We start from the raw sequence: 24,965 nt of genomic DNA, 5'->3' as shown, positions 1-24,965 counted from the left end.
CAGATCGAATGCGCGGCCCCGGTTGCGGTGACCTGGTGCCGTGTCGGACCGCCTGCCGGCCAGTGCTCCCACCACCCTGGAGCCGGCGGCGGCCCCGTCAGCGCCGGGACGGATCGGCCCCACCACGCGATCCGTCCCGGCGGCCTGACATTCCATTCACGGCGCCACCGCCAGAGCGGCGCTGACAGCCGCCGTCAGAACACGTCCTCGATCAGCTCCTGCGCCTGGTCGACGGCCTCGCCGGCCCCCTCGATCACTTCGTCGGTCGCCTGATCGGCCGCGCCGGCCGCATCCTCGATGATCTCGATCGCCTCGTCGGTGGCGCCCTCGACCGCGTCGCCGGCCTGCTCGATCACGTCCGGCTCCGCCGTCGCTGCGGGCTCCGGCACGGGTTCGGGCTCCACGACCGCCTCCGGCTCCACAACAGCCTCGGGCTCCGCGGCGGCAGGCTCCGGCGCAGGCTCAGCGGCCGCCTCCGGCTCGACGGCGGGTTCGACGGCCGCTTCCGGTTCGGTCGCGGGCTGGCCGTCCTCCGGCAGGATCTCCGGCTCGACAGCGGTTTCCGGCTCGGGCTCGGCCGCATCGGCCGGGGTCTCAGGCACGGCGGTCGGCTCGACCGCTTCGGGTTCGGCCGCCGGTTCGGGCTCGGTTGCCGCCTCCGGTTCGACCGCTTCGGGTTCGCTCGCCGGCTCCAGCGGCTCCGCAGCAGGCTCGGGTTCCGCGGTCGGCTCCGGTGCAGCCTCCTGCGTCGCTTCCGGACGGCACCGCGTCTGCGGCCGGCGCCTGCTCAGCTCCGCCGTCGGCGCACCGTCGACCGCCTCCGGCTCGGCTTCCGCTTCGGGCTGGGTTTCGCTTCGGGCTCCGCAGCCGTTTCCGGCGCGGCCGGCTCGGCCGGCTCGGCCGCCTGCTCCGGCTCCGCCGTCGGCTGCGCGTCGCCAGCCGGCTCGGCCTCGGCATCCGGCTCGGCGACCGGCTCGGGCGCAGTCTCGGCTGTCGCCGTCTGCCGTCGGTTCCGGCGCCGCCGGCTGCGGATCCGCGCCGCCGGTCCCGAGCAGGTCGTTGACCGTGTCGCCGAGCGCGCCGCCGATCTCCTCCGGCGTGTCGAGGTGCAGCACGTCCTCGACGCTGGCCGGGTTCTCCGGCGTCTCGAACTGGCCGGCACCGAGCAGCTGCTGCAACGCTTCGGCCGGCGACGGCGCCGGTACGGCAGCGGTGCCGGCCTCTCCGCCGGTGTCCGCCCCGAGGCTGCCGTTGAGCAGCTGCTGCATCAGCTGTTCCGGTTGCGGCACCAGGCTGCCGCCGGCACCGCCGCCGCCGAGCAGACCCTGGAACATCTCCGGCCCGATCCGGCCCTGGCCGGAGGTCAGGCCCTGGATCAGCGCCTGCGGGTCCACGCCCTGCAGCATGCCGGGCGTCAGCCCCTCGATCGGCAGGCCGGCCAGCAGGTTCTGCGGCAGCTGGTCCAGCGACAGGCCCAGCACGTCGGTGCCGAGGAACAGCTGCAGCGCGGCGAAATCCGGCTCGAACTGCGGGCTGTCAAGCGAGCCGCCGAGGCCGAACGGGATCGCCGGCGCTTCCTCGAAGATCAGCTGGCGGATCAGCGCCTGGCCCAGCGAGCTGATCGTCCACTGCGGCAGGCTGACGCCGCCGTTCATGGTGACCTCGGCGACATCGGTGCTGAGGGTCAGGTCGTCGCTGAACACCTGGCCGTTGGCGATAGTGAAGGTACCGGTCAGCGCGCCGATCGGCGTCTGGCCGCCGAGGATGCTCTGCTCGAAGCCGCCGCCGAGCCCCTGCACCATGCCGGCCAGGTTGCCGATGTTACCGATGTCGAGCCCGCCGCCGAGGCCGTTGATGACATCGCGCCAGCCCGACAGGTCGAGGCCGTTGATGACGCCGCCGCCGACCGAGAGCGAAGCGGAGCCGTTGAGCGCCGACACGATGTCGGCCATCGAGGCGCCGGCACCGCTGACCTGCACGTCGAGATCGATCTGGGCGCCGTCCAGCGAGACGCCGCCGATCGACAGCACGCCCGGCTCGAAGGTCACGCCGCTGCCGCTGAGCGACAGCGAGATCGCCGGTCCCTGGTTGCTGTTCACTGTCGCGCTGACCGAAACCGGCCCGCCGCCGATGCTGCCGGTCAGGCTGTCCAGGGTCAGCACGCCATCGGCCAGCGTCGCATGCAGCTGTGCATTGTCCATCCCGGTCGGCGTCATCACCAGGCGGCCGACGGTCCAGGCGATGTCGGCATTGACGCCGCGCAGCGCGGCCAGGTCCAGCGGCTCGTGCGACCAGCGCTCGCCGCCCCCGCCGCCGCTGCCGCTGCCGCCGGGCAGCAGGCTGTCGAGATCGAGCATGTTGGACTGCAGCTCGGCACTGGCCTGCACCGGCGCGCCGAGCGTGGCGGTGATCGTGCCGCGGATGTCGCTCGCGCCCAGCCGCGCATCGAGGTTGCTGATGGTCAGCTGGCCGCCCTCGGCAACCGCGCCGCCTGCCGCCGACATTGCGACCGCCGGCAGCCCGCTGCCGTCGCCGGTCAGCGCCGCGGCCAGCTGCTGCAGGTTCGGGTGGCTGATGTTGAAATCGAGCGCGAAGGCCGGCGCCGCGGGATCGGAGACCACGCCGCTGAGGGCGAAGGCGGTGCCGCCCAGACCGACCCCCGACAGCTCCTGGATCGTCAGCAGGCCGTCCTGCGCCGTCGCGGCCACCGTCACGTTGCTGTAGTCGGTGCCGCCGACCGCGGCGATGCCGATGGCCAGGTTGACGGTCGCGTCGAGGGCCGCCAGCGGGTTGCCGCCGCTGCCGCCGCCCTCGCCGCCGGATCCGCCACCGGCGGTGTAGGCGTCGACGTCGATCCGATCCACTTCTGCGCTGAGCACCAGCCGCGTGCGGGCACCCATGTCGAGGTCGAGCGAGCCGTTTGCCGTGGTCTCGTCGACCGTCAGAGTGAAGCGGTCGAGCTGCACGGCGCCGCCGCCATACTGCACCTGGCTGGCCAGCGCCAGTGACTGGACCCGACCATCCGGCAGGCCGGACGCGTCCATCCCGGCCCATGCCAGCAGCTGGCGCGGGTTGCCGGACGACATGTCGAGCGAGCCGGCAAAGCTCGGCCCCGTCTCGGAGCCGGCGAGACGGCCCGCCAGGGCCACCGGCGAGTTGCCCGGCAGCGTGGCCGAGGCCCGGTCGAGAACGAGGACCTGGTCCGCCAGCGTCGCGGTCAGCGCCACGTCGGCAAGGCTGCCGCCGTTCAGCACCACCTCGTCGATGTCGACGACCAGCGTGCCGCCGAATCCGGGTGGGAAGGCGAAACCGCTGTCGCCCTCCGCGGATTCGTCGGACGCCGGCTGCACGGCCGCCAGCACGGCGTCGAGGTCGAGCTTCTCGCCGCCCAGCGCCACGTCGAACTGCATCCCGGCCTCGGTTCCGGCGAGGCGGGCATGGCCGGCGAGGCGCGATTCGCCCAGCGTGACGGCAAGGTCCTCGGCGGCGATGTCGGCGCCGGCGACCGTCAGCCGGGTGTAAACCGAGAACTTGCCGGCAAGGATGTCCGGCGCCTCGACCGCCTGGCCGGCCGCCTGGGCGAGCCCGGTCACGAACGCGCGGCCGTCCTCCGCCGCGAGCACGACGGTGCCGTCGAATCCGCCGTCGGCGAGGCTGCCATCGACCGACGCCTCGCCATTGCCTGCATCGGTCTTGATCCGGATGGCCAGTTCCGGCGCGGTCGCCAGCGCGCCGATCCCGGCGTCGAAGCTGAGCGGCAGGCCGTTGAGCGTTGCCGTGCCATTGGCGGCGAACGGGCCGTGCAGCGATTCCGCCGACAACTCGGCGTCGATGCCGTCGACCGTCGCGATCGGCGCGCCCGCCTCGACATAGCGGATGCGCCCGTCCTCGATGGTCACCTTGTCCAGGCGCATGTCGAAATCGTCGCCCGGATTGGCGGCGACCGCGTCCTCGGCGTCGGCCGCGGCGGCCATGTTCCAGTTCACGCTGCCGTCGGCGGTGCGCTCCAGCAGGATGTCGGGCCTGACCAGCGTGACGCTCTCGACCTGGACGTCGCCGCCGAGCAGCGGCCACAACGCGATGTCGGCGCTGGCGCTCTCCAGCGTCGCCATCATCGGCTCGCTGCCGCCCTCGACATTGGCGAAGCGGATGCCCGAGACCGAGGCGTGCGGCGACCACAGCAGGGTCACGTCGATATCGCCCTCGATCACCAGGTCGCGGCCGGTTGCGGCCTTCACCTCCTGCGCCAGCTCGGCCTTGTAGCCGTTCCAGTCGATCACGGCGGGCACGATCAACACCGCCGCGACCAGCAGGACCACCAGCCCGAGAAGGCCGTAGAGAAGCTTTTTCACACTCTTGCTCCGTGCGTTCGCGACGCTCAACGCGCCTGTTCGACCTGGATGCGCCCGCCGTCGGCCTCGATCCACTGCCGCACCTGGGCCGCGCCCTGGTCATCGAAGAAAAATCCGAACAGCCCGAACCGGCGGCCGCGTGTCACCGGCAGGGCCTCGTGCAGCAACGAACAGGAAAACACGACCGCGGTTCCGCTCGGCGGCGCATATCGGATGCGGCCGAACTCGGGAAAGACCAGTTCGCCGCCCTCGTACTCGCCGGTGTTGAGATTGACGCTCATCGCCAGCTTTCGGTGCGCCGCCTTCGGTGCGGTGTCGTCCCAGTGGCGGCCGAAGCCGCCGGCATTGGCCGCATCGTAGCAGCCGATCTTGAACGTTTCGAAATGGTTGGCGACGGTCTTGAACGCCTTGCCGATCATCGGGCCGGCCCGGCGCTGCATCCGCTCGGCGATCGCCCGGGTCAGCTCCACATCGGTGATCGGCGTGTCCAGCCGGCGCTTCAGGCTGGCCTCAGCGATCTGGCCGCCGCCGCGGAAATCGCCGGTCGAGACCATGTCGGCCAGCTTGTCATGGTCGTTCCAGTAGGCGATCAGACGCCGGCAGAAATCCGGTTCGAACAGCTGCGGGATCACCAGCACCGGCGGCGACATCTGCAGGGTCGCCGCCGGCGTGCGCCCCTCCAGCCGTTCGGCCAGCGCGACGGCGTCCGCAACCGCAGCTCGGACCATGGAAGCGTTTCCACCAGCCGCCGCGCCTGATCGACCACCCACAGGCACGGTGGCGCGGCGCCCAACGCCTGCGCCAGCTGGAAGTCGCGCTCCGCCATCGCCACCGGCCAGTCCGCCGCCGGCATCGCTGTCCAGCATCCCGCCGGCGCGCTGACCGCGACGACCGCATCGAGGGCGGCTAGGGTCGCGCGATGCGCCTGCAGTGCGGCCACCATCGGGCCGGCGGTGGCGGCATCGGCGAAGCCGACCACCTGCACATAGCCCGCCCGCCAGCGCGCGCCCAGTTCCACCCGCTCGCCCTGCGGGCCGGGCATCGTGATGTTGGGCACAAGGTCGCCCGCGGTCAGGGCCATGGCCGAATCCCCATCGGTTGGCGTGCCGCTGCCTTAGCACGGCGCGCGGTGGCGGGAAACGCGACCAAGGCGCCGATGGCGAAAGTTACATGCTGCGCCAGGCAGCCTCGGGGTCGCGGCCGGCGGCGCGTTCCTGCTGCAGCCGGCGGCCGACCTGCTCGGCACCGGCACGGTCGAACAGGAAGCCGAACAGGCCGAAGCGCCGCCCCGCCGTCACCGGCAAGGCCTCGTGCAGCAGCGCGCAGGAGAACACCACCCCGCCGCCCGGCTCCGGGCGATAGCGCTGGCGGCCGAATTCCGGGAAGACCAGCTCGCCACCCTCGTAGTCGCCGTTCAGGTTCGCGGTCAGGGCGAACAGCCGGTGCGCGGTATAGGGCGTCGTGTTGTCGCGGTGACGGCCGAAATGGCCGCCGGTCGCCGCGTCGTAGCAGCCGACGCGGAACGTCTCGAAATGGTCGACCGGGCGCTGGAACGCGGCGGCGATCTGCGGCAAGGCGCGGCGCGCCAGCCGGCGGCGGATCTCGGCGGTGATCCCGGCGTCGTCGACCGCGACGTCGGTCCGCCGCTTCAGCGCCGCATAGGCGCGGCCCGACGCGGCATCGCCGGCGGAGGACGACACCAGGTCGGCGACCTTGTGGCCCTCGTCCCAGAACGCCATCAGGCGGCTGCAGAACGCCGGCTCGAACAGCCCCGGCAGCACCAGGACCGGCGCCTGGATGCGAACCCGGTCGGGCGCGCTGCGACCGGCCAGCGCCCTCACGGCACCCAGCGCCTCGGCCATGCCGCCGGCCTTCGCCGACAGCCGGAAGCCGGCGTCGAGCACCAGCCAGGCCGGCAACTGCAGGGCAAACGCCTTGGCGATCAGACCCTGCGGGTCGGGCAGCATGCGGTCGTCGGTCAGCGCCTTGTCGCCGGGCTGGCATCCGCCCGCCACCACGAAGGCCTGGACGTCCTCCCCGTCCGCCACCGCGCCGGTCAGCGCGGTCAGGGCACGGCCGCCGGCCGCCAGGTTGTCGGCCGACACCACGTGCAGCACGACGACCCGCCCGGCGCGGCTCTGCTGGCCGAAATCGAGCCGCGCGCCGTGCCGGTCCGGCAGCACGAACGACGGCACGATGTCGCCGACCTCGAAGATGCGCTGTGGCTGGTGGCCCGCCGGCTCCATTCCCGCGCCGCCCCGCTCAGACCCGCAGCACCTTGCCGGGGTTCATCAGGTTGTGCGGGTCCAGCGCCCGCTTGATCGTGCGCATCACCGCCACCGAATCCGGCTGCTCCTTCTCCAGGCAGGCGATCTTGCCGTAGCCGATGCCATGCTCGCCGGTGCAGGTGCCGCCGGCGGCCAGCGCACGCGCGATCATCCGGTCGTTGACCTCGCCGGCGCGGCGCATCTCGTCGGCATTATCCGGATCGATCAGGAACACCAGGTGGAAGTTGCCGTCGCCGACATGGCCGACGATCGGCGCCAGCACGCCTGAGGCCTCGATATCGGCCTTGGTCGCCGATCACCTCGGCCAGACGCGAGATCGGCATCGCAGGACGTCGGTCGGCCAGCCCTTGCAGCCCGGCCGCAGCGCCAGTGCCGCATAGAAGGCCTCGTGCCGCGCGTGCCAGCACTTCGCGCCTCGGCCAGGGTCGCCCAGCGGAACGCCGCCGCCGTTGGCCGCGGGCGATCTCGCCAACCACCTCCGTCGCCTGCTCCGCGGCCCAGCGCGTGGTGCCGTGGAATTCGAAGAACAGCGTGTCGGCCGGGCGATAGCCTTCCATCTTGTTGAAGGCGATGACGGCGCCCATCTGGATGTCGTCGAGCAGCTCGACCCGCGCCACCGGAATGCCGAGCTGGATGGTCTCGATCACCGGTGCGGCACGGCCCCGTCCAGGCTTCGTCGAACTGGCAGACCGCGGCCGACATCGCCTCCGGCACGCCGTGCAGGCGCAGCTGCACCTCGGTGATCACGCCCAGCGTGCCTCCGAGCCGACCATCAGGCGGGTGAGGCCGTAGCTTCTGGCACGACCTGCGCGCCCGCCCGCCGGCAGGGACCTGGCCGTCGGCCAGCACTGCAAGGGTCAGCCCCAGCACAGCCTCGCGCATGGTGGCCGTAGCGCACGGCGCTGGTGCCGGAGGCGCGCGTCGCCGCCATGCCGCCGATGGTGGCGTCGGCGCCGGGGTCGATCGGAAAGAACAGGCTGTCGCGCAGGTGCGCATTGAGCTGCTTGCGGGTCACCCCGGCCTGGACCCGGCAGTCCGCTGCACCTCCGCATTGACCTCGAGCACGCGGCCCATCTGCAGACAGGTCGATGCAGACCCCGCCCTGCAGCGCGGCGACATGGCCTTCCAGCGACGTGCCGACGCCGAACGGCACCGGCAGCCGCCGCTCCGCGCACAGGCGGACGATCGCCGCGATCTTTCTCGGTGCTGCGCGAACACCACCGCACGTCCGGCGCCACCGACGGATGGAAGGATCTGTCGCGGCCGTGGCGCTCGAGGATCCCCGGCGTCGTCGCCAGCCGGTCGCCGACGATGGCGGCCAGGCTGTCGAGCACGTCGACGCCCAGCGCGGCGCGAGGATAGGGCGAGATCGTTGCGGTCATCGTTCTGGCTCCCTACCGGAACTGCGCGGGTGCGCCGTTGCGGCCGGCGGCTCAGGCCGCCCTGGCCTCGCGCTTGCCGCCTTCGCCCGGCCGCGCCGGCGGTTCGGCCGGCTGCGCCTGGCGGCGGCCCGCTTCGGCTTCGCCGGCTTCGCCTTCGCCGCCTTGGCGACCACCTTCGCTACCGGTCGCCTGGCTTGTCTTCTGGCCCAGCCTGGCCTTGGTCGGCCGCAGCTTGGCGCCGCCCAGGCCGTGCTCGCTGCCGAACTTGGCGACGATGATCTCCATCTCCGCGTCGGACAGCACCGTCGCCTGCCGATCTGCAGCGCATGCCAGTATTGCGAGGCCAGCACCTCGACCTCGTTGGCCAGCCACAGGGCGCGCTTCAACGTGTCCCAGAACACGATCATGCCGTGGTTGGCCAAGCGCGACGGCGCGCCGCTCCTGCAGCGCCTTCAGCGCGTTGTCGGACAGGTTCTGCGTACCGAAGGTCGCGTATTCGGCGCAGCGGATCAATTGCCGCCGGCGAAGCCGATCATGTAGTGCACCGCCGGGATATCCCTTGCGGTGCATCGACAGCGCCGCAGTGGGTGGCGTGGGTGTGGACGATGGCGCCGGCGTCCGACCGGTTGTTGTAGATGTCGAGATGGAAGCGCCATTCGCTCGACGGCCGCCGGCCCTCGATCGCCCGCCAGTCGCCGTTCGACGCCATGAACACGATGTCCTGCACGCCCATCTCGTCATAGGGCACGCCGGACGGCGTGATCAGCATGCCGCCCTCGATGCGGGCGCTGACATTGCCCGAGGTTCCCTGGTTGATCCCCAGCCGCCCCATCTCCAGGCAGGTATCGACGATCGCGCGCCGCAGGTCGAAGTGGTCCATTCCGTCGTTCCCCAGTCTTGCCCGATGCCGTCGCGCGGGCCCGGCCGCCCGCGGGTTGCGTTCAGCCGAGCACGCGGCCGGCGACCGTCTCAGTCTCGCCGCCATGGCCGGATCGCGTGCGCGGCCGGCGCGGTGATCGACCGCGTTGTCCAGGCTGTGATGGCAGCCGCCTCGCACGGGCCCTGGCGCGCTGCCAGCAACGGCACCACGCCCTTGACCAGGTCGCGCCCCTGGCGGCGTTGGCCAGCAGCACCTTCACCACCTGCTCCACATTGACGGCGTCGTGGTTCGGATGCCAGCAGCGTCGAAGCCGGTGACCATGGCCACGCTCGCGTAGCACAGCTCGGCCTCGCGCGCCAATCCCTTAAGCCTCGGGCATGTTGGTCATGCCGATCACCTGGCAGCCCCAACTGCGGTGTTGAAGCGCCGATCCTGGCCTCGCTGAGAACTGCGGCCCCTCCATCGCCAGATAGGTGCCGCCCCTGCTGCACGTCGATGCCGAGGTCCTGGGCGGCGCGGTAGAGCGCCCCGGCGACGCGCCGGCAGATCGGCCGCGCCATCGAAACATGGGCGACCAGCCCGGTGCCGAAGAAGCTCTTGGCCCGCGCGAAGGTGCGGTCGATGAACTGATCGACCAGCACGAAGGTGCCGGGCGGCGTTCCCTCGTCCAGCGATCCGACGGCGCTGACCGAGACGATCTCGCCGACGCCCGCCCGCTTCAGCGCGCTCTACCATTGGCGCGGTAGTTGATCTCGCTCGGCGGAATGCGGTGGCCGCGGCTGCGGCGCGGCAGGAACACCACCGGCTGTCCGTCGAGCCGGGCAAACATCAGCTGGTCCGACGGCGTGCCGGGAACGGCTCTCGACCGTGCGCCACTCCACATCGGCGAGCCTGTCGATCTCGTAGAGCCCACTGCCGCCGATGATGCCGACGACGGGAGAGCCGACCCTCGACATCATCGTGGGCAAGCCGCTGAAGCAACTCGGCGACCGCCGGTCCGGGCCGGGGTCGCCGAGATTGGATTCAGGTTGGGTCCGGCCGGCATGCGCGCACCGACCGCCCTATTAGTGCTCGACGTCGGACCAGACCTTGCGCTTGACCGCATAGGCGACGCCGGCCAGCACGATCAGGAACAGCACGACCTTGACGCCCAGTTCCTTGCGCTCGACCAGCGACGGCTCGGCCGCCCAGGCCAGGAAGGCGGACACGTCGCGGGCCATCTGGTCGCGCGTGTTCGGCGTGCCGTCGATATAGTCGACCAGGCCGTCGGACAACGGCGGCGCCATCGAGATCACATGTCCCGGGAAGTAGGCGTTGTAGTACTTGCCGGCCGGAACGTCGATGCCGGCAGGCGCATCCTCGTAGCCCGTCAGCAGCGCGTGAATGTAGTCGGCCTCGCCGACCCGCGCCTTGACGATCACGCTGAGATCGGGGGGCAGCGCGCCGTTGTTGACCGACCGTGCCTGGATCTCGTTTGCGAAGGGAGCCGGGAAGTGGTCGGCCGGTCGCGCCGCCCTTGTGATGGTATCGCCGGTCTCGAGATCGATGTCGCTGACCCGGCGCGCCGCGGCGATCGATTCGATCTGGCTTTCATCGAAGCCGAGGCCGTGCAGGTGCCGGAAGGCGAGCAGGTTCATCGAGTGGCAGGCCGAACAGACCCGCTCGTAGACCAGGTAGCCGCGCTGCAGCTGGGCCTGGTCGAAGCCGCCGAAGATGCCGTCCCAGGACCAGTGCTCGGACGGGATCTCGATCGTGTGCGACGCGGCCGCGCCATCGGCCGCTTCTTCCGCCGCGTAGGCCATGCCGGCGCCGAGAACGGCGGCGGCGAGGGTCGCAATCGTTGCGCGCTTCATGCCCGCCATCTCCTCAAGCCTTGTGCGACGTCTGCGCCGCAGCGCCGGCCGGCATGCCGCCCCCGCCTTTCAGCACCGCGTCGCGGATGCTGAGCGGCAACGGCAGCGGACGCTCCATCTTGCCGACCAGCGGCATCACGATCAGGAAGTGGATGAAGTACCAGAAGGTCGTGATATGGCCGACGTCGAGCCAGGTGATGCCGAGGCCCGCAAACACCTCGTCGTCCGGCACCTTGGCGCCGACCAGCCCGAGCAGGATCACGTCGGCAACCAGGATCAGCACGAACCAGCGATACACCGGGCGGAACTTGCACGAGCGCACCGGCGACTTGTCCAGCCAGGGCGCCAGTGCCAGCACCAGGATCGAGCCGAACATCGCGATCACCCCGCCGAGCTTGGCCGGGATGAACCAGATGTCGAAATCGATCGATCGCAGGATCGCGTAGAACGGCAGGAAGTACCATTCCGGCACGATGTGCGCGGGCGTCGACAGCGGATTGGCCGGGATGTAGTTGTCCGGGTGGCCCATGTAGTTCGGCAGGAAGAACACGAACAGGGCATAGACGATCAGGAACACGACGATGCCGAAGCTGTCCTTCGCCGTGTAGTACGGGTGGAACGGCAGCGTGTCGCGCGGGCCCTTCGGGTCGATGCCGAGCGGGTTGTTGGAGCCGACCACGTGCAGCGCCACCACGTGCAGGCCGACCACCCCGACGATGACGAACGGCAGCAGATAGTGCAGCGAGAAGAACCGGTTCAGCGTCGGGTTGTCGACGGTGAACCCGCCCCACAGCCAGGTGGTGATGTCCTCGCCGACCAGCGGAATTGCCGAGAACAGGTTGGTGATGACCTTGGCGCCCCAGAAGCTCATCTGGCCCCAGGGCAGCACATAGCCCATGAAGGCGGTGGCCATCATCAGCAGCAGGATGACGACGCCGAGGATCCACAGCAGCTCGCGCGGCTGCTTGTAGGAGCCGTACCAGAGGCCGCGCAGGATGTGGATGTAGACGGCGATGAAGAAGAACGACGCGCCGTTCATGTGCAGGTAGCGCAGCAGCCAGCCGTTGTTCACGTCGCGCATGATGCGCTCGACGCTGTTGAACGCCATGTCGACATGCGGCGTGTACTGCATTGCCAGCACGATGCCGGTGGCGATCATCGTCACCAGCATCACCGTGGCGATCGCGCCGAAGTTCCAGAAGTAGTTGAAGTTCCGCGGTGCCGGGAACTGGCGGTATTCCTTCTCGAGGTAGCTGAAGACCGGCAGGCGGCTGTCGATCCAGCCGATCAGCCCGCTCTTCGGCGTCGCCGACGTGTGGCCGCTCATGATCAAGCCTCCTCGCCGATGGTGACGATGCCCTCTTCCTCGGCCGAGAAGGCGTAGGGCGGCACCGGCAGGTTGGCCGGCGCCGGGCCGCGGCGGATTCGCCCGGAGGTGTCGTAGTGCGAGCCGTGGCACGGGCAATACCAGCCGCCGTAGTCGCCGCGCGGCTCACCCGGCTTCTGGCCCAGCGGCACGCAGCCCAGGTGCGTGCACACGCCCTTCACGATCAGCCACTGCTCGTGGCCTTCGTGCACCCGGCTCTCGTCCGTCTGCGGATCGACCAGATCGTCCAGCGCGACCGACCGCGCCTCCTCGATCTCGGTCTCGGTCCGGTTGCGCACGAACATCGGCTCTCCGCGCCAGACCACGGTGATCGCCTGGCCCGCCTCCACCGGCGCGAGGTCGACGTCGACCGGGGCGCCGGCGGCCAGGACGTCGGCGGACGGGTTCATGGAGTTGATGAATGGCCAGATCGCGGTCGCACCGCCCACGACCCCGAACGCCCCCACGGTCAGGTAGAGGAAATCGCGCCTGGTCGCGTCGTCGCCGTGGTCACCGCCCTCGGTGCCGGCGCCGTGCGCGCCTGCGGTTTCGGCCATGGAACCCTCCAGATTTCGCCCGTATTTTCGCGAGGCTTCTTCAGAGCAACAGACAGGCAGATGGCGCGCAGCGTTGACCGGCCTGCGCACCATCCGTTTGGACAGCGAGTTATACCGGCGCCCGGACCCCCGCCAACGCGACAACCTGACACAGCGCGCGGGCGCGAAACCGGACGATTCGGCACGCCAGACTAAGTGCACCAGTCTGGCCTCGATAGGCAAGCCCATGCGATTCGCGCTCTACCAGCCCGACATCCCCCAGAACACCGGCGCGATCCTGCGGCTCGGCGCCTGCCTGGCGATGCCGGTGGAGATCATCGAGCCCTGCGGGTTCGTCCTCGACGACCGCCGCCTGCGTCGGGTCGCGATGGACTACGGCGGACTGGCCGAGATGCGCCGTCACCGCTCGTGGGCCGCCTTTTGCGAAACCATGGCGGCGGAATCGCGACGCTTGGTCCTGCTGACCACACGGGCGGCGCAGGCGCACACTCGGTTCGGCTTCGACCCGGCCGACGTGCTGCTGCTGGGCCGCGAGAGCGCCGGCGTGCCGGCGGCGGTGCACGCCGCCTGCCCGGTGCAGGTGCGGGTGCCGATCGCCGCGCGCTCGCTGAACGTGGCGATCGCGGCGGCAATGGTGGCCGGCGAGGCGCTGCGCCAGCTCGATGCCTTTCCGACGGCATCGGCGGCGCCAAGCGAAGGGAAAGGGATCAGATGACCCAGATGGCACCAGCCGCCGACGACGACCCGACCGCGGAGCACAAGCAGCGTGCGCGCGCCTGGTTCGAGACGCTGCGCGACCGCATCTGCGCCGCCTTCGAGGCCGTCGAGGCCGACCACGCCGGCCCGAATGCCGGCCTGCCGGCCGGCCGGTTCGCACGCAAGGCCTGGCAGCGGCCCGACCGGGACGGCGGCGACGGCGGCGGCGGGGTGATGTCGATCATGCGCGGGCGCGTGTTCGAGAAGGTCGGCGTCAACGTCTCCACCGTGCACGGCACCTTTTCCGAGGAGTTCCGCCGCCAGATCCCCGGCGCGGCCGGCGACGGCCGGTTCTGGGCCAGCGGCATCTCGCTGGTCGCCCACATGTGCTCGCCACTGGTGCCGGCGGTCCACATGAACACCCGCCACATCGTCACCAGCCAGGGCTGGTTCGGCGGCGGCGCCGACCTGACCCCGACCTTTCCGGTGGCGGCCGACACCGCCGATTTCCACGCCGCGATGAAGGCGGCGTGCGACGGCGCCGACCCCGGCTACTATGAAGAATACAAGGCGTGGTGCGACCGCTATTTCTTCCTGCCGCACCGCGACGAGCCGCGCGGCGTCGGCGGCATCTTCTACGACAACCTCGATTCCGGCGACTGGGAGGCCGACTTCGCGTTCACCCGGGCGGTCGGCGAGGCGTTCCTCGACGTCTATCCGGCGATCGTCCGGCGCCACTTCGATGCGCCCTGGACGGCGGAGCAGCGCGAGGCCCTGCTGGTCAAGCGCGGCCGCTATGCCGAGTTCAACCTGATCTACGACCGCGGCACCAAGTTCGGCCTGATGACCGGCGGCAACACCGAGGCGATCCTGATGTCGCTGCCGCCCGAGGTACGCTGGCCCTGAACCGGCCCGCCGCGGTCCAATCACGCGCTGTTGCCCGGCCGTCAGTCGAGTTGCCCTTGGCGGGTCCCGGCAGCACGACTAGATTGAGCCGCATGAGCATGGATCGCAGCATTCCCGATTTCGCCGCGCGCACCGCGCGGTGCGCCGGTCTTGCCGCGCTCGGCGCGGTCGTGCTGGCGACCCTGCCGGCGCACGCGCAGGTCGCGGTCGACAGCCTGGCCGGCAATTGGGTCGGCGACAGCATCGAGGTCGTCGCCGGCGAGATGCCCGGCGTTTCGGCCGACGCGCTGGCGGTGGCACTGCGCGGCAATGCCAGCGAGTTCGAGGCCGAGTGGTCGGCCCCGGTCATCGACGACGGCGATATCGAGTGGGAGCGGATCAGCGCCGATTTCGAGGCGGCGCGGCGGCCCGGCTATTTCCAGGCCAGCGACGAGGTCGACATCTTCGACGGCGAGCCGCTGATGTGGGCGTTCAGCGGTGCGGACGCATTCGACCTCGGCCGGCTGCAGCTCGACGAGGACAGCGGCCGGCGCATGCTGGTGGTCTACCGCCTCATCCCCGGCGACGGCGTGCTGAGCGGCGTGCTGACCATCAGCACCGACGACGTGCCGGTCGCGCGTGCCCTGTTTACCATGGTGCGGCGTTGAGCGCCCGGCGGGCCGCGATCGCGGCGGCGCTGCTGGCGGTGACGAGCGCCGCGACCGCCCTGGCGGCGGAACCCTACGAGCCGTTCCTCGGCACCTATGTCGGCCGGGCGGAAGCCGGCACCAATGCGGCGGGCGAGCCGGAGATCCGCGACATCGACGTGACCATCACCAGCACCGACCACGGCTTCCGCATCGAATCGATCACCGTCAACCACCACGGCGACCGGCTGTCGCCGGACGTGCGCCGGCGCAGCTCGGTGATGTCGTTCGTCGAATCCGACATCGACGGCGTTTACCGGCGCGATTTCCAGCGCGACGTGTTCGCCACCCGCGGCGAGACCAACATGGTGGCCGGCGACGCGCTGCAGTGGGCGCGGATCGCCGACGGCGTGCTGCTGGTCTATTCCTTCGTACTGGAGGACGACGGCTATTATGAGCTTGCCGTGTTCCGCCGCGCGCTCAACGACAGCGGCCTCGACCTCACCTTCTCCAGCGAGCGCGACGGCGAGGTCGGACGAACCGTGACCGGGCGCCTGATCCGGGTCGAAGACGTCATGGACGACATCAACCCCTGAGCTTGCGGCCGTCCGGCAGCGCGGCGCGGGCCCGCAGTTCGGCCAGGCAGCTCTCGCGGTCGGCGACGAAGCCGCCGTCGCGCCACCAGTCGCGAACCGCATCGAGCAGGCGGCCGACCCGGGGGCCGGTGGCGACGCCGAGGTCGAGCACGTCGGCGCCGCCGAGCGGGAACTGCGGTTGCTGCCAGCTCTCCGCCTCGGCGAGCTGAACGATCCAGGCCTCCGCCGTGCCCTCGGCCGGTGCCGATGCCCAGCGCAGCAGGCAGCGGTCGCGATAGGTCTCCGCGCCGAGCTCGTAAATCAGCAGCCGGCGCGTGCGGCGTTCGTGCGTCGGCGACATGGCCGGCCGCAGTGCCAGCGCCCGGCCGACCCGCTTGATCTCCTTGTTCGACAGGCGCAGCCGCTGGCCGATCCCGTCGGCGCCGGCGCCGGCGCCATCCCCAAGCAGGGCGGCCAGCCTGCGCACCGCGTCCGGTCGCACCCCCGGCAGCTGTCCGGCCGCCAGCGTCTCGGCCGCCACCAGCCGCGCCAGCCGGTCGACGTCGCGGACCGCGGGGTCGACATGCGGCAGGATACCGTTGGCGGCCATCAGCGCCAGGACGGCATCGGCGCGCGGCCCGGCCAGCAGCTTCATCAGCTCGTCGTGCACCCGCTCCGCCGACAGGCGGGCGAGGCCCGGGGCCAGCGCGCGCGCCGCCGCCAGCGCTTCGGCATCCGGCGCGCCGCGGCCATAGCGGGCGTGGAACCGGAAGAACCGCATCAGCCGCAGATAGTCCTCGGTGATCCGCGCATGGGCGTCGCCGACGAAGCGGACGCGGCCGGCGGCGAGGTCGTCGGCGCCGCCGAACGGGTCGAACAGCGTGCCGTCGGCATCGCAATAGATGGCGTTGATGGTCAGGTCGCGCCGGGCCGCATCCGCCTCCCAGTCGTCGATGAAGGCGACGGTCGCGTGCCGGCCGTCGGTCTCGACGTCGTGGCGCAGCGTGGTGATCTCATACGGCCGGTGCCGGATCACGGCGGTCACCGTGCCGTGTCTGATGCCGGTCGGCACGGCAGCGATGCGGGCGGCGCGCAGCCGCGCCATCACCGCGTCCGGCGACAGCGGCGTGGCGAGATCGATGTCCTTGACCGGCAGTCCGGCGAGGGAATCGCGGATGCAGCCGCCGACGCAACGCAGGCTGCCCGGCGGGAATGCGGCGAACAGGCGCCGCAGCGGCGCCGCGCGCAGCCAGTCCTGGGCGGCCAGCGTCGGCGGCGCGCTCATGCCGAACGGCGACCCGCGGCTGGCGCCATCCCGGCGGGCATCAGCGCAGCCAGCCGCCGCCGCGCACGAACTGGCCCAGGCTGACCAGCATGCCGGCCGTGGCGCCCCAGATGTAACGGGCGCCGAAGCGAATGGCGTAGAACTGGCCGCGGCGGCCGTCGCCGTCCCAGGTCTCGCGCATCTGGTTGCGCGGATCGAGCACATAGGACAGCGGCACCTCGAACGCCTCTTCGACCTCGTCGTCGCACAGCACCAGTGCCGGCGGCACCTCGATGACGCCGACCACAGGGGTCACGCGATAACCAGTCCGGGTCACGTAACAATCGAGCGCGCCCAGCACCCGCACCGCCTCGGGCGGCAGGCCGATCTCCTCGTGCGTCTCCCGCAGCGCGGTCGCGACCGCGTCGCGGTCGTCGGGGTCCATCCGGCCGCCGGGAAAGCTGATCTGGCCGGCGTGGCGCTTCAGCCGGCGATGGCGCACGGTGAACAGCACCATGTCCTCGTCGTCGCGGCGCAGCACCGGCACCAGCACGGCCGCCGGGGTCAGCATGTCCGGCGGGGTCGCCGGGTTGGGATGCATGCCCGGATTGAGGTCGGCGTCGCCGCGCACGCACGGCACCCGCGCCCCGTTCTGCGCGGCAAAGGCCTGCTCGAGCTGGGCCAGCGTCACCGTCGCCGTTCTCCGGATTCCATCTGCCCCACCGCCGCAAGCGCGAAGAACGCGCCGTCGCTCCACACCCCCGGCGTCCCGTCGTCGTCGGCCTCCGCCAGTTCCGCCAGGCGATAGAACACCGGCCGCGACAGCCGCGCGACCAGGCCGTCGCGCACATGGACATAGGGGCGCACGCCCTCCTCGCCGGCCGGCGCAGGCTCCAGCCACAGACGGTGCGCCGGACCGGCGACGACGGTCTCGTCCAGGTTCGTGGTGAAAATCAGGCGCTGGCCGCGGCCGGCCGATTCCACCGTCATGTCGATCGCCACGAACGGCACCTCGTCGACGTCGATGCGGCCGCGCTCGGCCGGCGTCACCAGCCAGTAGCTGCCGTCATCTTCTCGCCGCAAAACGGTTGCAAACAATTTTGTGATCGCTTTGCGGCCTATGGGCGAGCCGTGATAGAACCATGTCCCGTCGCGGGCGATGCGCAGGCCGAAATGGCCGCATGCGTCGGCGGCCGGCAGGGCGGCCGCAACGGCGCCTTGGTCGGCGCGGCTGGCGGCGGTTTCGGGCATGGCCCGGTTCATGGCATGGTCCATGGGCGTTTATTGTGACGGCACGGACGGTGAGGCCGCCCATTTGCGTCCCGACTGCGGGACTTTGTTGTCTATGTAATGTCCTCCAGCAGGAGATGCGAGCGTGAGCCTGATCGAAGACGACGCCGGACCCTCGGCAGCCCAGCGGCGCAGCGACGATCCCGACAGCCTGGTGCGATCGGTCGAGCAGCTCGGCACGCGGATGGAGAAGGTACGCCAGGCGGTCGCGCAGGTCATCTTCGGCCAGTCAGAGGTGGTGGAAGAGGCGCTGATCACGCTGCTTGCCGGCGGCCATGTGCTGCTGATCGGCGTGCCCGGCCTGGCCAAGACGCGGCTGGTCGAGACGCTGGGCCAGGTGATCGGCCTGGAAGAGCGGCGCATCCAGTGCACCCCCGACCTGATGCCGGCCGACATCCTCGGCTCCGAGGTGCTGGAGGAATCGCCCGACGGCAAGCGCAGCTTCCGCTTCATCAAGGGGCCGGTGTTCACCCAACTGCTGATGGCCGACGAGATCAACCGCGCCAGCCCGCGCACCCAGTCGGCGCTGCTGCAGGCGATGCAGGAGCAGCGCATCTCGGTCGCCGGCCACTATCACGACCTGCCGCGGCCGTTCCACGTGCTCGCCACCCAGAACCCGCTGGAGCAGGAAGGCACCTATCCGCTGCCCGAGGCCCAGCTCGACCGCTTCCTGCTGCAGATCGACGTCGACTATCCGGAACTTGAGGCCGAGCGGCGCATCCTGGTGGAGACCACCGGCGTCAGCCAGCCGCAGGTCGAACGCATCATGACGGCCGAGGACCTGATCGCGGCGCAGCAGCTGGTGCGGCGGGTGCCGGTCGGCGAGAGCGTGGTCGAGGCGATCCTGAAGCTGGTGCGCGCGGCGCGCCCGGGCAGCGGCAACGCGTTGGTCGACAAGCACGTGCACTGGGGCCCCGGCCCGCGCGCCAGCCAGTCGCTGATGCTGGCGACCCGCGCCCGCGCGGTGATGCACGGCCGGCTGGCGCCGTCGATCGACGACGTCGTCGCGCTGGCCGGGCCGGTGCTGCGCCACCGCATGGCGCTGAACTTCGCGGCCCGGCACGAGGGCGTCACCCTGGCGCAGGTGATCGACTCGCTCACCTCGCCGCTGCAATAGGCCCGGCAGGCGCGGCGACCGGCGAACGCAGTTGACCACCACGCAGCTCTCCACCGCCGAACGGCTGGCCGGCAGCTTCCCGCCGCTGCTCGCCGCCGCCGAGCGGATCGCCAACACGGTGCTGCCCGGCGGCCACGGCCGCCGGCGCGTCGGCCAGGGCGACGCCTTCTGGCAGTATCGCGGCTACCAGGGCGGCGACCCGATCCGGCGCATCGACTGGCGCCGGTCGGCGCGCGGCAGCCAGGTCTATGTCCGCGAGACCGAATGGGAAGCGGCGCAGACCGTATGGTTCTGGGCCGACCAGTCGCCGTCGATGGACTACGCCAGCGACCGCGACCTTACCACCAAGGCCGAGCGCGGCGCCGTGCTGATGCTGGCGATGGCGTCGCTGCTGGGCCGCGGCGGCGAGCGCATCGCGCTGATGGCGGACACCGACGCGCCCGACCTGCGGCCGGGCATGGGCCGGATGGCGCTGCTGCGGCTGGCCGACGAGGTGCAGCGGCGCCGCGCCGACGCCAAGGCCGGACTGCCGATCCCCGACTGCGTCGGCGCGCACAGCCACGCGCTGATCGTGGGCGACCTGCTGTCGCCATTGGACGAGATCGAGCGGCTGGCGCGGGCGCTGACCGACCGGCGCGCGCGCGGCCATTTCATCCAGGTGCTGGACCCGGCCGAGCTCGACCTGCCGTTCCGCGGCCGCACCCGCTTCGAGGGGCTGGAGGACGAGGGCAGCCTGCTGGTGCGGCGGGCCGAAAGCCTGCGCACCGACTATGTCGACCGGATCGAGGCCCATGTCGAGGGCGTGCGCACGCTCGCGCGCAACGCCGGCTGGACCTATGCGCTGCACGTCACCGGGCAGTCGGCGCAGTCCGCGGTGCTGGCGGCCTATACCGCCATAGCCGGAGGCTGACGGGATGGGCGACCTCCTGGCCGGTAGCGGCATTGCCTTCGCCACGCCATGGCTGCTGGCGGCGCTGCTGGTGCTGCCGATCATCTGGTGGCTGCTGCGCGCCACGCCGCCGGCGCCGCGGCGCATCCGCTTTCCCGCCATCCGGCTGCTGTTCGGCCTGCGCCAGCAGGAAGAGACGCCGGCACGCACGCCGTGGTGGCTGATCCTGCTGCGGCTGGTGCTGGCGGCGCTGGTGATCGTGGCCCTGGCCCGCCCGTTGCTGAACCCGGCGGCGACGCCGCAGGGCGGCGGCCCGCTGCTGATCGTGGTCGACAACGCCTGGTCGGCGGCGCGCGACTGGGAACGCCAGACGGCGGCGCTCGACGAGCTGCTGGCCCAGGCCGACCGCAACGCGCGGCCGGTGATGCTGCTGTCCACCGCCGACCAGCCCACGGGCGAGGGGCCGCGCATGACCGACCTGATGCCGGCCGGCGAGGTGCGCAGCGTCGCGCAGAGCCTGGCGCCGATGCCCTGGCCGGCTGACTATCGGGCCGTTGCCGACCGCGTCGCCACCCTGGCCGACGACCTGTCGCTGGAGACGGTCTGGCTCAGCGACGGCATCCTGGCCGATGCGGCCGGCGAGGACGCGCTGGTCCGCGCCCTGGAGCGGCTGACCGCGCTCGGGCCGGTCTCGGTGATGCAGGACGACGCGCGCAACGCCGCGCGCCTGCTCCTGCCGCCGCGGGCCGATGCCGACGCGCTGGTCGTCCCGGTCGCCCGCCGTGCGGCGGGCCCTGACGGGATCGCCGTGCTGGCCATGGCCGACGACGGCCGCGTGCTGACCCGCAGCACCGCCACCCTGGACGAGGGCGCGACCGACGCCGAGCTGCGGCTGGAGCTGCCGGAGTCGGTGCGTGCCGACCTGACCCGCGTGGTGATCGAGGGCGAGACCAGCGCCGGTGCCAGCCTGCTGATCGACTCCCGCTGGCGCCGCCGGCCGGTCGGCGTCGTCACCGACGACATCGCCGACAGCGGCCAGCCGCTGCTGAGCGAGGTCTACTATCTCGGCCGCGCGCTGCAGCCCTATTCGGAGGTGCAGCAGGGCAGCCTGTCCGGCCTGCTGGAGAACCCGCCGGCAGTGCTGATGCTGGTCGACGCGCGCCCGCTGACCGGCGACGAGCAGCAGGACCTCGCCACCTGGATCGGCGAGGGCGGCGTGCTGGTGCGGTTCGCCGGCCCGCGGCTGGCCGAGGGCGAGGACACGCTGGTGCCGGTGCCGCTGCGTCTGGGCGACCGCACCACCGGCGGCGCGATGTCATGGAGCGAGCCGCTGTCGCTGGCGCCGTTCGACGCCAACAGCCCCTTCGTCGGCCTGCCGGTGCCGGTCGACATCGCGGTCGACCGCCAGGTGCTGGCCCAGCCGACCGTCGACCTGGGCAGCCGGACATGGGCACGGCTGACCGACGGGACGCCGCTGGTGACGGCGGAACGGGTCGGCGACGGCTGGCTGGTGCTGTTTCACGTCACCGCCAACGCCGACTGGTCGAACCTGCCGCTGTCGGGCCTGTTCGTCGACATGCTGCGCCGGATCGTCGACCTGAGCGAGGGCATCGTCGGCGGCGAGGGCGACCAGGGCGGCCTCTTGCCGCCGGTCGAGCTGATCGACGGCTTCGGGCGGACCAGCCAGGCGTTCCCGATCGCCACCGCGATCGACCTGTCGGCGGAGGGCGACCACGTGATCGGACCGCAGCACCCGCCCGGCTACTACGGCCACGACAACGCCCGCGTGGCCCTGAACCTGGGCGACCAGGTGGCGGCGCCGTCGCGCTGGCCGTCGCTGCCGGACGGCGCGGTCGAGCGGCCCTATGCCGCCGCCAAGGAGGTCGACCTGCAGCCGTGGCTGCTGGCCGCCGCCCTGCTGATCCTGCTGGTCGACATCCTGATCGGCCTCTACTTGCGCGGGCTGCTGACGCCGGCGACCCGGCGGATGGCCGCCGTGCTGGCGGTCGGGTTCGCGCTGGCGCTGCCGGACGGCACGGCGCGTGCGCAGAGCGCGCTCGACGAGGCCGCGCTCGCCGCCTCGCTGGAGGTGCACCTCGCCTATGTCCGGACCGGCGTGCGCGAGGTCGACGACCTCAGCCATGCCGGTCTGCAGGGCCTGAGCTACGTGCTGAACCAGCGCACCGCGATCGAGCCGGGCGAGCCGATCGGCGTCGACCCCGAGGTCGACGAGCTCGCCTTCTTCCCGCTGATCTACTGGCCGGTGGTGCCGGAGGCGCAGCCGCTCAGCGACGGCGCGCGCGACCGCATCAACCACTATCTGCGCCAGGGCGGCGTGATCCTGTTCGACACCCGCGACGCCGCGCCCGGCGGCGGCGGCATCGGCGGATCGAGCGATGCCGAGCTGGCCCTGCGGGCCATCGCCGAGGGCATCGACATCCCGCCGCTGGTGCCGGTGCCGCCGGACCACGTGCTGGGCAAGGCCTTCTACCTGCTGTCGGATTTCCCGGGCCGCTTCGTCGGCGGCGACGTATGGATCGTGGCCGACGAGGATGCCGGCTATGACGGCGTCTCCTCGGTCATCATCGGCGGCAACGACTGGGCCGGCGCCTGGGCGATCGATCTCTACGGCCGCGGCATGCTGCCGGTGCTGCCCGGCGGCGAGCGCCAGCGCGAGATGGCCTTCCGCTTCGGCGTCAACCTGGCGATGTATGCGCTGACCGGCAACTACAAGGCCGACCAGGTGCATATTCCCGCGATCCTGGAGCGGCTGGGCCAATGAACGACGCGCTGTCGATCAATTTCGATCCGGCCTTCGACTGGACGGTGCTGGCCGCGCTGGCCGCGGTCGCCTTCGTCGTCTGCGTCGTCGCGCTGTGGCGCAGCGCCCGCGGTGCGTGGTGGCGGGTGCTCGCCGCCGTCGTGGTGCTGCTGGCGCTCGCCAACCCCACCCTGGTCGAGCAGCAGCGCGAGCCGCTGGACGACGTGGCGCTGCTGGTGGTCGACGGCTCGACCAGCCAGCAGGTCGCCGGCCGTACCGAGCTGACCGACGCGACCGCGCGCGCGATCGAGGCCGAGCTGCGCGCCCGCCCGGGTCTCGACCTGCGCGTCGTCCATGTCGACAGCGCCGGCATCGGCGCCGGCGACGAGGGCACCCGGCTGATGGCTGCGGTCGAGCGCGCGCTGGCCGATGCCCCGCGCTCGCGCCTGGCCGGGGTGATCGCGCTGACCGACGGCCAGGTCCACGACGCGCCCGGCGCCGACGAGCTGGCCAACGCGCCGGCCCCGTTCCACGTACTGCTGACCGGCGTGCCCGACGAGCGCGACCGCCGGATCGAGATCGTCGAGGCGGCCGGCTTCGGCCTGGTCGGCCGCGAGCAGTCGATCACGGTCCGGATCGACGACCCGTCGGCTTCCGGCAGCATCGCCCAGTTGACCATCCGCCACGACGGCGGCGACCCGCAGGTCATGGCGGCGCCGGTCGGCGTGCCGTTCCCGGTCACGGTCGACGTCGACCACGCCGGCTCCAACGTCTACGAGATCGAGGTCGAGCCCGGCGAGAACGAGCTGACCCTGATCAACAACCGCGTCGTCGCCGAGATCAACGGCGTGCGCGACCGGCTGCGTGTGCTGCTGGTCTCCGGCGAGCCCCATGCCGGCGAGCGGATGTGGCGCGACCTGCTGAAGTCCGACCCGTCGGTCGACCTGATCCACTTCACCATCCTGCGGCCGCCGGAGAAGCACGACAACACGCCGGTGACCGAGCTGTCGCTGATCAGCTTCCCGGTGCGCGAGCTGTTCGAGATCCAGATCGACGAGTTCGACCTGATCATCTTCGACCGCTATCGCCGCCGCGGCGTGCTGCCGCCGGCCTATCTGGAGAACATCGCCAACTATGTGCGCAACGGCGGCGCCTTCCTGGAAGCGGTCGGCCCGACCTTCGCCACGCCGCTGAGCCTGTACAACACGCCGCTGGGCGCGGTGCTGCCCGGCGCGCCGACCGGCGACGTCTACGAGCAGGGTTTCCTGCCGGAACTGACCGAGACCGGGCGCCGCCACCCGGTCACCGCGCTGCTGCAATCGTTCGACGGCGACGACGGCCTGCCCAACTGGGGCCGCTGGTTCCGCATCGTCGACACCGACCGCACCTCCGGCGAGACGCTGATGTCGGACGAGGGCGGCCGGCCGCTGCTGATCCTCGACCGCGTCGGCGAAGGCCGGGTGGCGCAGATCATGAGCGACCAGATCTGGCTGTGGGCGCGCGGCTACGAGGGCGGCGGCCCCTATCAGGAGCTGCTGCGCCGCATCGCCCACTGGCTGATGCGCGAACCGGCGCTGGAGGAGAACGCGCTGCGCGCCGACGTGCAGGGCGACCAGCTGACCGTCGAGCGGCAGACGCTGGAGGACAGCGACGCGCCGGTCGAGGTCACCGGCCCCTCCGGCACCACCCGATCGGTGACGCTTGGCCCCGCCGACGACTTCGGCATCGCCCGCGGCGCGCTGACCGTCGACGAGCCCGGCCTCTATCGGCTCAGCGACGGCGAGCGGGTGACGCTGGCCGCGGTCGGCGGCGTCAACCCGGTCGAACTGGCGGACGTGCGTGCCACCGACGCCGTGCTGCGCCCGGTGGCCGAGGCGACCGGCGGCGGCGTCTACTGGCTGGGCGAGGACGGCACGCCCGACATCCGCATGGTCGGCGCCGGCCGGGCCACCGCCGGCTCCAGCTGGCTCGGCCTGCGCGCCAACGGCGACTTCATCGTCACCGGCGTGCGCGACATCCCGCTGATGCCGGCCGCGCTGGCCCTGGTGCTGATCGTCGGCGCGATGATGGTCGCCTGGCGCCGCGAGGGACGCTGACCCGGCCGCGACGGCTCGCGGGCTGCGAACGCCAGCGACAGTCCACTTGGGCCCGCGCGGCGGGTGG

At 71.6% G+C, this 24,965-nt stretch carries 21 protein-coding genes and 2 pseudogenes; 8 read left to right on the top strand and 15 right to left on the bottom strand.

From position 1 onward, the window contains the following. Positions 1–194: 194 nt before the first annotated feature. The 12 genes and pseudogenes from R3F55_15730 to petA all read right to left on the bottom strand — a co-directional run bounded on the left by R3F55_15730 (position 195) and on the right by petA (position 12,678). On the bottom strand, positions 195–4,352 hold the full coding sequence (locus R3F55_15730) for an AsmA family protein (GenBank protein MEZ5668858.1): 4,158 nt from the start codon (positions 4,350–4,352) through the stop codon (positions 195–197). Between the two features lie 26 nt (positions 4,353–4,378). After that, positions 4,379–5,080: a 2OG-Fe(II) oxygenase gene (locus R3F55_15725; GenBank protein ID MEZ5668857.1), complete on the bottom strand. Its 702-nt coding sequence runs from the start codon at positions 5,078–5,080 to the stop codon at positions 4,379–4,381. After that, positions 4,981–5,433, bottom strand: a complete 453-nt coding sequence (locus R3F55_15720) for a hypothetical protein (protein MEZ5668856.1) — start codon at positions 5,431–5,433, stop codon at positions 4,981–4,983. Before R3F55_15720 ends, R3F55_15725 begins: the two co-directional genes overlap by 100 nt. Positions 5,434–5,518: 85 nt before the next feature. Continuing rightward, on the bottom strand, positions 5,519–6,598 hold the full coding sequence (locus tag R3F55_15715) for a 2OG-Fe(II) oxygenase (protein ID MEZ5668855.1): 1,080 nt from the start codon (positions 6,596–6,598) through the stop codon (positions 5,519–5,521). A gap of 16 nt (positions 6,599–6,614) precedes the next feature. Then, positions 6,615–6,902 (bottom strand): FAD-linked oxidase C-terminal domain-containing protein, encoded by a 288-nt coding sequence (locus R3F55_15710; GenBank protein MEZ5668854.1) that lies wholly within the window; start codon positions 6,900–6,902, stop codon positions 6,615–6,617. Beyond that, positions 6,832–7,287, bottom strand: a complete 456-nt coding sequence (locus R3F55_15705; protein ID MEZ5668853.1) for a hypothetical protein — start codon at positions 7,285–7,287, stop codon at positions 6,832–6,834. Before R3F55_15705 ends, R3F55_15710 begins: the two co-directional genes overlap by 71 nt. A gap of 125 nt (positions 7,288–7,412) precedes the next feature. After that, on the bottom strand, positions 7,413–7,793 hold the full coding sequence (locus R3F55_15700; GenBank protein MEZ5668852.1) for an FAD-binding protein: 381 nt from the start codon (positions 7,791–7,793) through the stop codon (positions 7,413–7,415). A gap of 460 nt (positions 7,794–8,253) precedes the next feature. Further along, a pseudogene (locus R3F55_15695) lies at positions 8,254–8,902 on the bottom strand (class II aldolase/adducin family protein). Positions 8,903–8,963: 61 nt separating this feature from the next. Next, positions 8,964–9,861, bottom strand: a pseudogene (locus R3F55_15690) (S-methyl-5'-thioadenosine phosphorylase). A gap of 105 nt (positions 9,862–9,966) precedes the next feature. After that, complete coding sequence (locus tag R3F55_15685; GenBank protein MEZ5668851.1) at positions 9,967–10,755, bottom strand: cytochrome c1; 789 nt, start codon at positions 10,753–10,755, stop codon at positions 9,967–9,969. A gap of 13 nt (positions 10,756–10,768) precedes the next feature. Next, positions 10,769–12,082 carry a cytochrome b/b6 gene (locus tag R3F55_15680; GenBank protein ID MEZ5668850.1) on the bottom strand — a complete coding sequence of 438 codons (1,314 nt, stop codon included), beginning with the start codon at positions 12,080–12,082 and terminating at the stop codon, positions 10,769–10,771. A 2-nt stretch (positions 12,083–12,084) separates the two neighbouring features. Then, positions 12,085–12,678 carry a ubiquinol-cytochrome c reductase iron-sulfur subunit gene (petA, locus tag R3F55_15675; GenBank protein MEZ5668849.1) on the bottom strand — a complete coding sequence of 198 codons (594 nt, stop codon included), beginning with the start codon at positions 12,676–12,678 and terminating at the stop codon, positions 12,085–12,087. Here petA and R3F55_15670 point away from each other — a divergent pair. The 4 genes from R3F55_15670 (at position 12,677) to R3F55_15655 (ending at position 15,502) form a co-directional block, all read left to right on the top strand. Continuing rightward, positions 12,677–13,393, top strand: a complete 717-nt coding sequence (locus R3F55_15670) for a tRNA (cytidine(34)-2'-O)-methyltransferase (protein ID MEZ5668848.1) — start codon at positions 12,677–12,679, stop codon at positions 13,391–13,393. The two genes, petA and R3F55_15670, sit on opposite strands and share 2 nt — an antisense overlap. After that, positions 13,390–14,280, top strand: a complete 891-nt coding sequence (hemF, locus tag R3F55_15665) for an oxygen-dependent coproporphyrinogen oxidase (GenBank protein ID MEZ5668847.1) — start codon at positions 13,390–13,392, stop codon at positions 14,278–14,280. The genes R3F55_15670 and hemF overlap by 4 nt, the downstream gene beginning before the upstream one ends. A gap of 92 nt (positions 14,281–14,372) precedes the next feature. Continuing rightward, the gene (locus R3F55_15660) at positions 14,373–14,927 is read left to right on the top strand and encodes a hypothetical protein (GenBank protein ID MEZ5668846.1); all 555 of its coding nucleotides are present in this window, start codon (positions 14,373–14,375) and stop codon (positions 14,925–14,927) included. Continuing rightward, positions 14,924–15,502 (top strand): hypothetical protein, encoded by a 579-nt coding sequence (locus tag R3F55_15655; protein ID MEZ5668845.1) that lies wholly within the window; start codon positions 14,924–14,926, stop codon positions 15,500–15,502. The genes R3F55_15660 and R3F55_15655 overlap by 4 nt, the downstream gene beginning before the upstream one ends. Here the strand turns inward: R3F55_15655 and R3F55_15650 are convergent. The 3 genes from R3F55_15650 to R3F55_15640 are packed head-to-tail and all read right to left on the bottom strand — an operon-like array spanning position 15,492 to position 17,906. Next, a complete protein-coding gene (locus R3F55_15650; GenBank protein MEZ5668844.1) occupies positions 15,492–16,766 on the bottom strand; it encodes a CCA tRNA nucleotidyltransferase in 1,275 nt (424 codons plus the stop codon). The two genes, R3F55_15655 and R3F55_15650, sit on opposite strands and share 11 nt — an antisense overlap. 40 nt (positions 16,767–16,806) lie before the next feature. Next, positions 16,807–17,436, bottom strand: coding sequence for a CoA pyrophosphatase (locus R3F55_15645; protein ID MEZ5668843.1), 630 nt, complete (start codon positions 17,434–17,436; stop codon positions 16,807–16,809). Further along, positions 17,433–17,906: a DUF1285 domain-containing protein gene (locus R3F55_15640; GenBank protein MEZ5668842.1), complete on the bottom strand. Its 474-nt coding sequence runs from the start codon at positions 17,904–17,906 to the stop codon at positions 17,433–17,435. Before R3F55_15640 ends, R3F55_15645 begins: the two co-directional genes overlap by 4 nt. A gap of 220 nt (positions 17,907–18,126) precedes the next feature. Between R3F55_15640 and R3F55_15635 the strand changes: the two genes are divergently transcribed. From R3F55_15635 to R3F55_15620, 4 genes are read left to right on the top strand one after another with little or no spacing between them, the layout of a single operon-like run. Beyond that, positions 18,127–19,152 (top strand): MoxR family ATPase, encoded by a 1,026-nt coding sequence (locus R3F55_15635; protein MEZ5668841.1) that lies wholly within the window; start codon positions 18,127–18,129, stop codon positions 19,150–19,152. Between the two features lie 31 nt (positions 19,153–19,183). After that, positions 19,184–20,062 (top strand): DUF58 domain-containing protein, encoded by an 879-nt coding sequence (locus R3F55_15630; GenBank protein ID MEZ5668840.1) that lies wholly within the window; start codon positions 19,184–19,186, stop codon positions 20,060–20,062. 4 nt (positions 20,063–20,066) lie between these two features. After that, complete coding sequence (locus tag R3F55_15625; protein MEZ5668839.1) at positions 20,067–22,823, top strand: DUF4159 domain-containing protein; 2,757 nt, start codon at positions 20,067–20,069, stop codon at positions 22,821–22,823. Continuing rightward, positions 22,820–24,898 (top strand): hypothetical protein, encoded by a 2,079-nt coding sequence (locus R3F55_15620; protein MEZ5668838.1) that lies wholly within the window; start codon positions 22,820–22,822, stop codon positions 24,896–24,898. Before R3F55_15625 ends, R3F55_15620 begins: the two co-directional genes overlap by 4 nt. Positions 24,899–24,965 lie beyond the last annotated feature (67 nt).

The organism is Alphaproteobacteria bacterium (genome assembly GCA_041396705.1).
In the GTDB taxonomy this organism is placed as follows: Bacteria; Pseudomonadota; Alphaproteobacteria; order CALKHQ01; family CALKHQ01; genus CALKHQ01.
The sequence above is the reverse complement of the archived record's forward strand: the minus strand, read 5'-3'. Positions and strand labels throughout refer to the sequence as shown.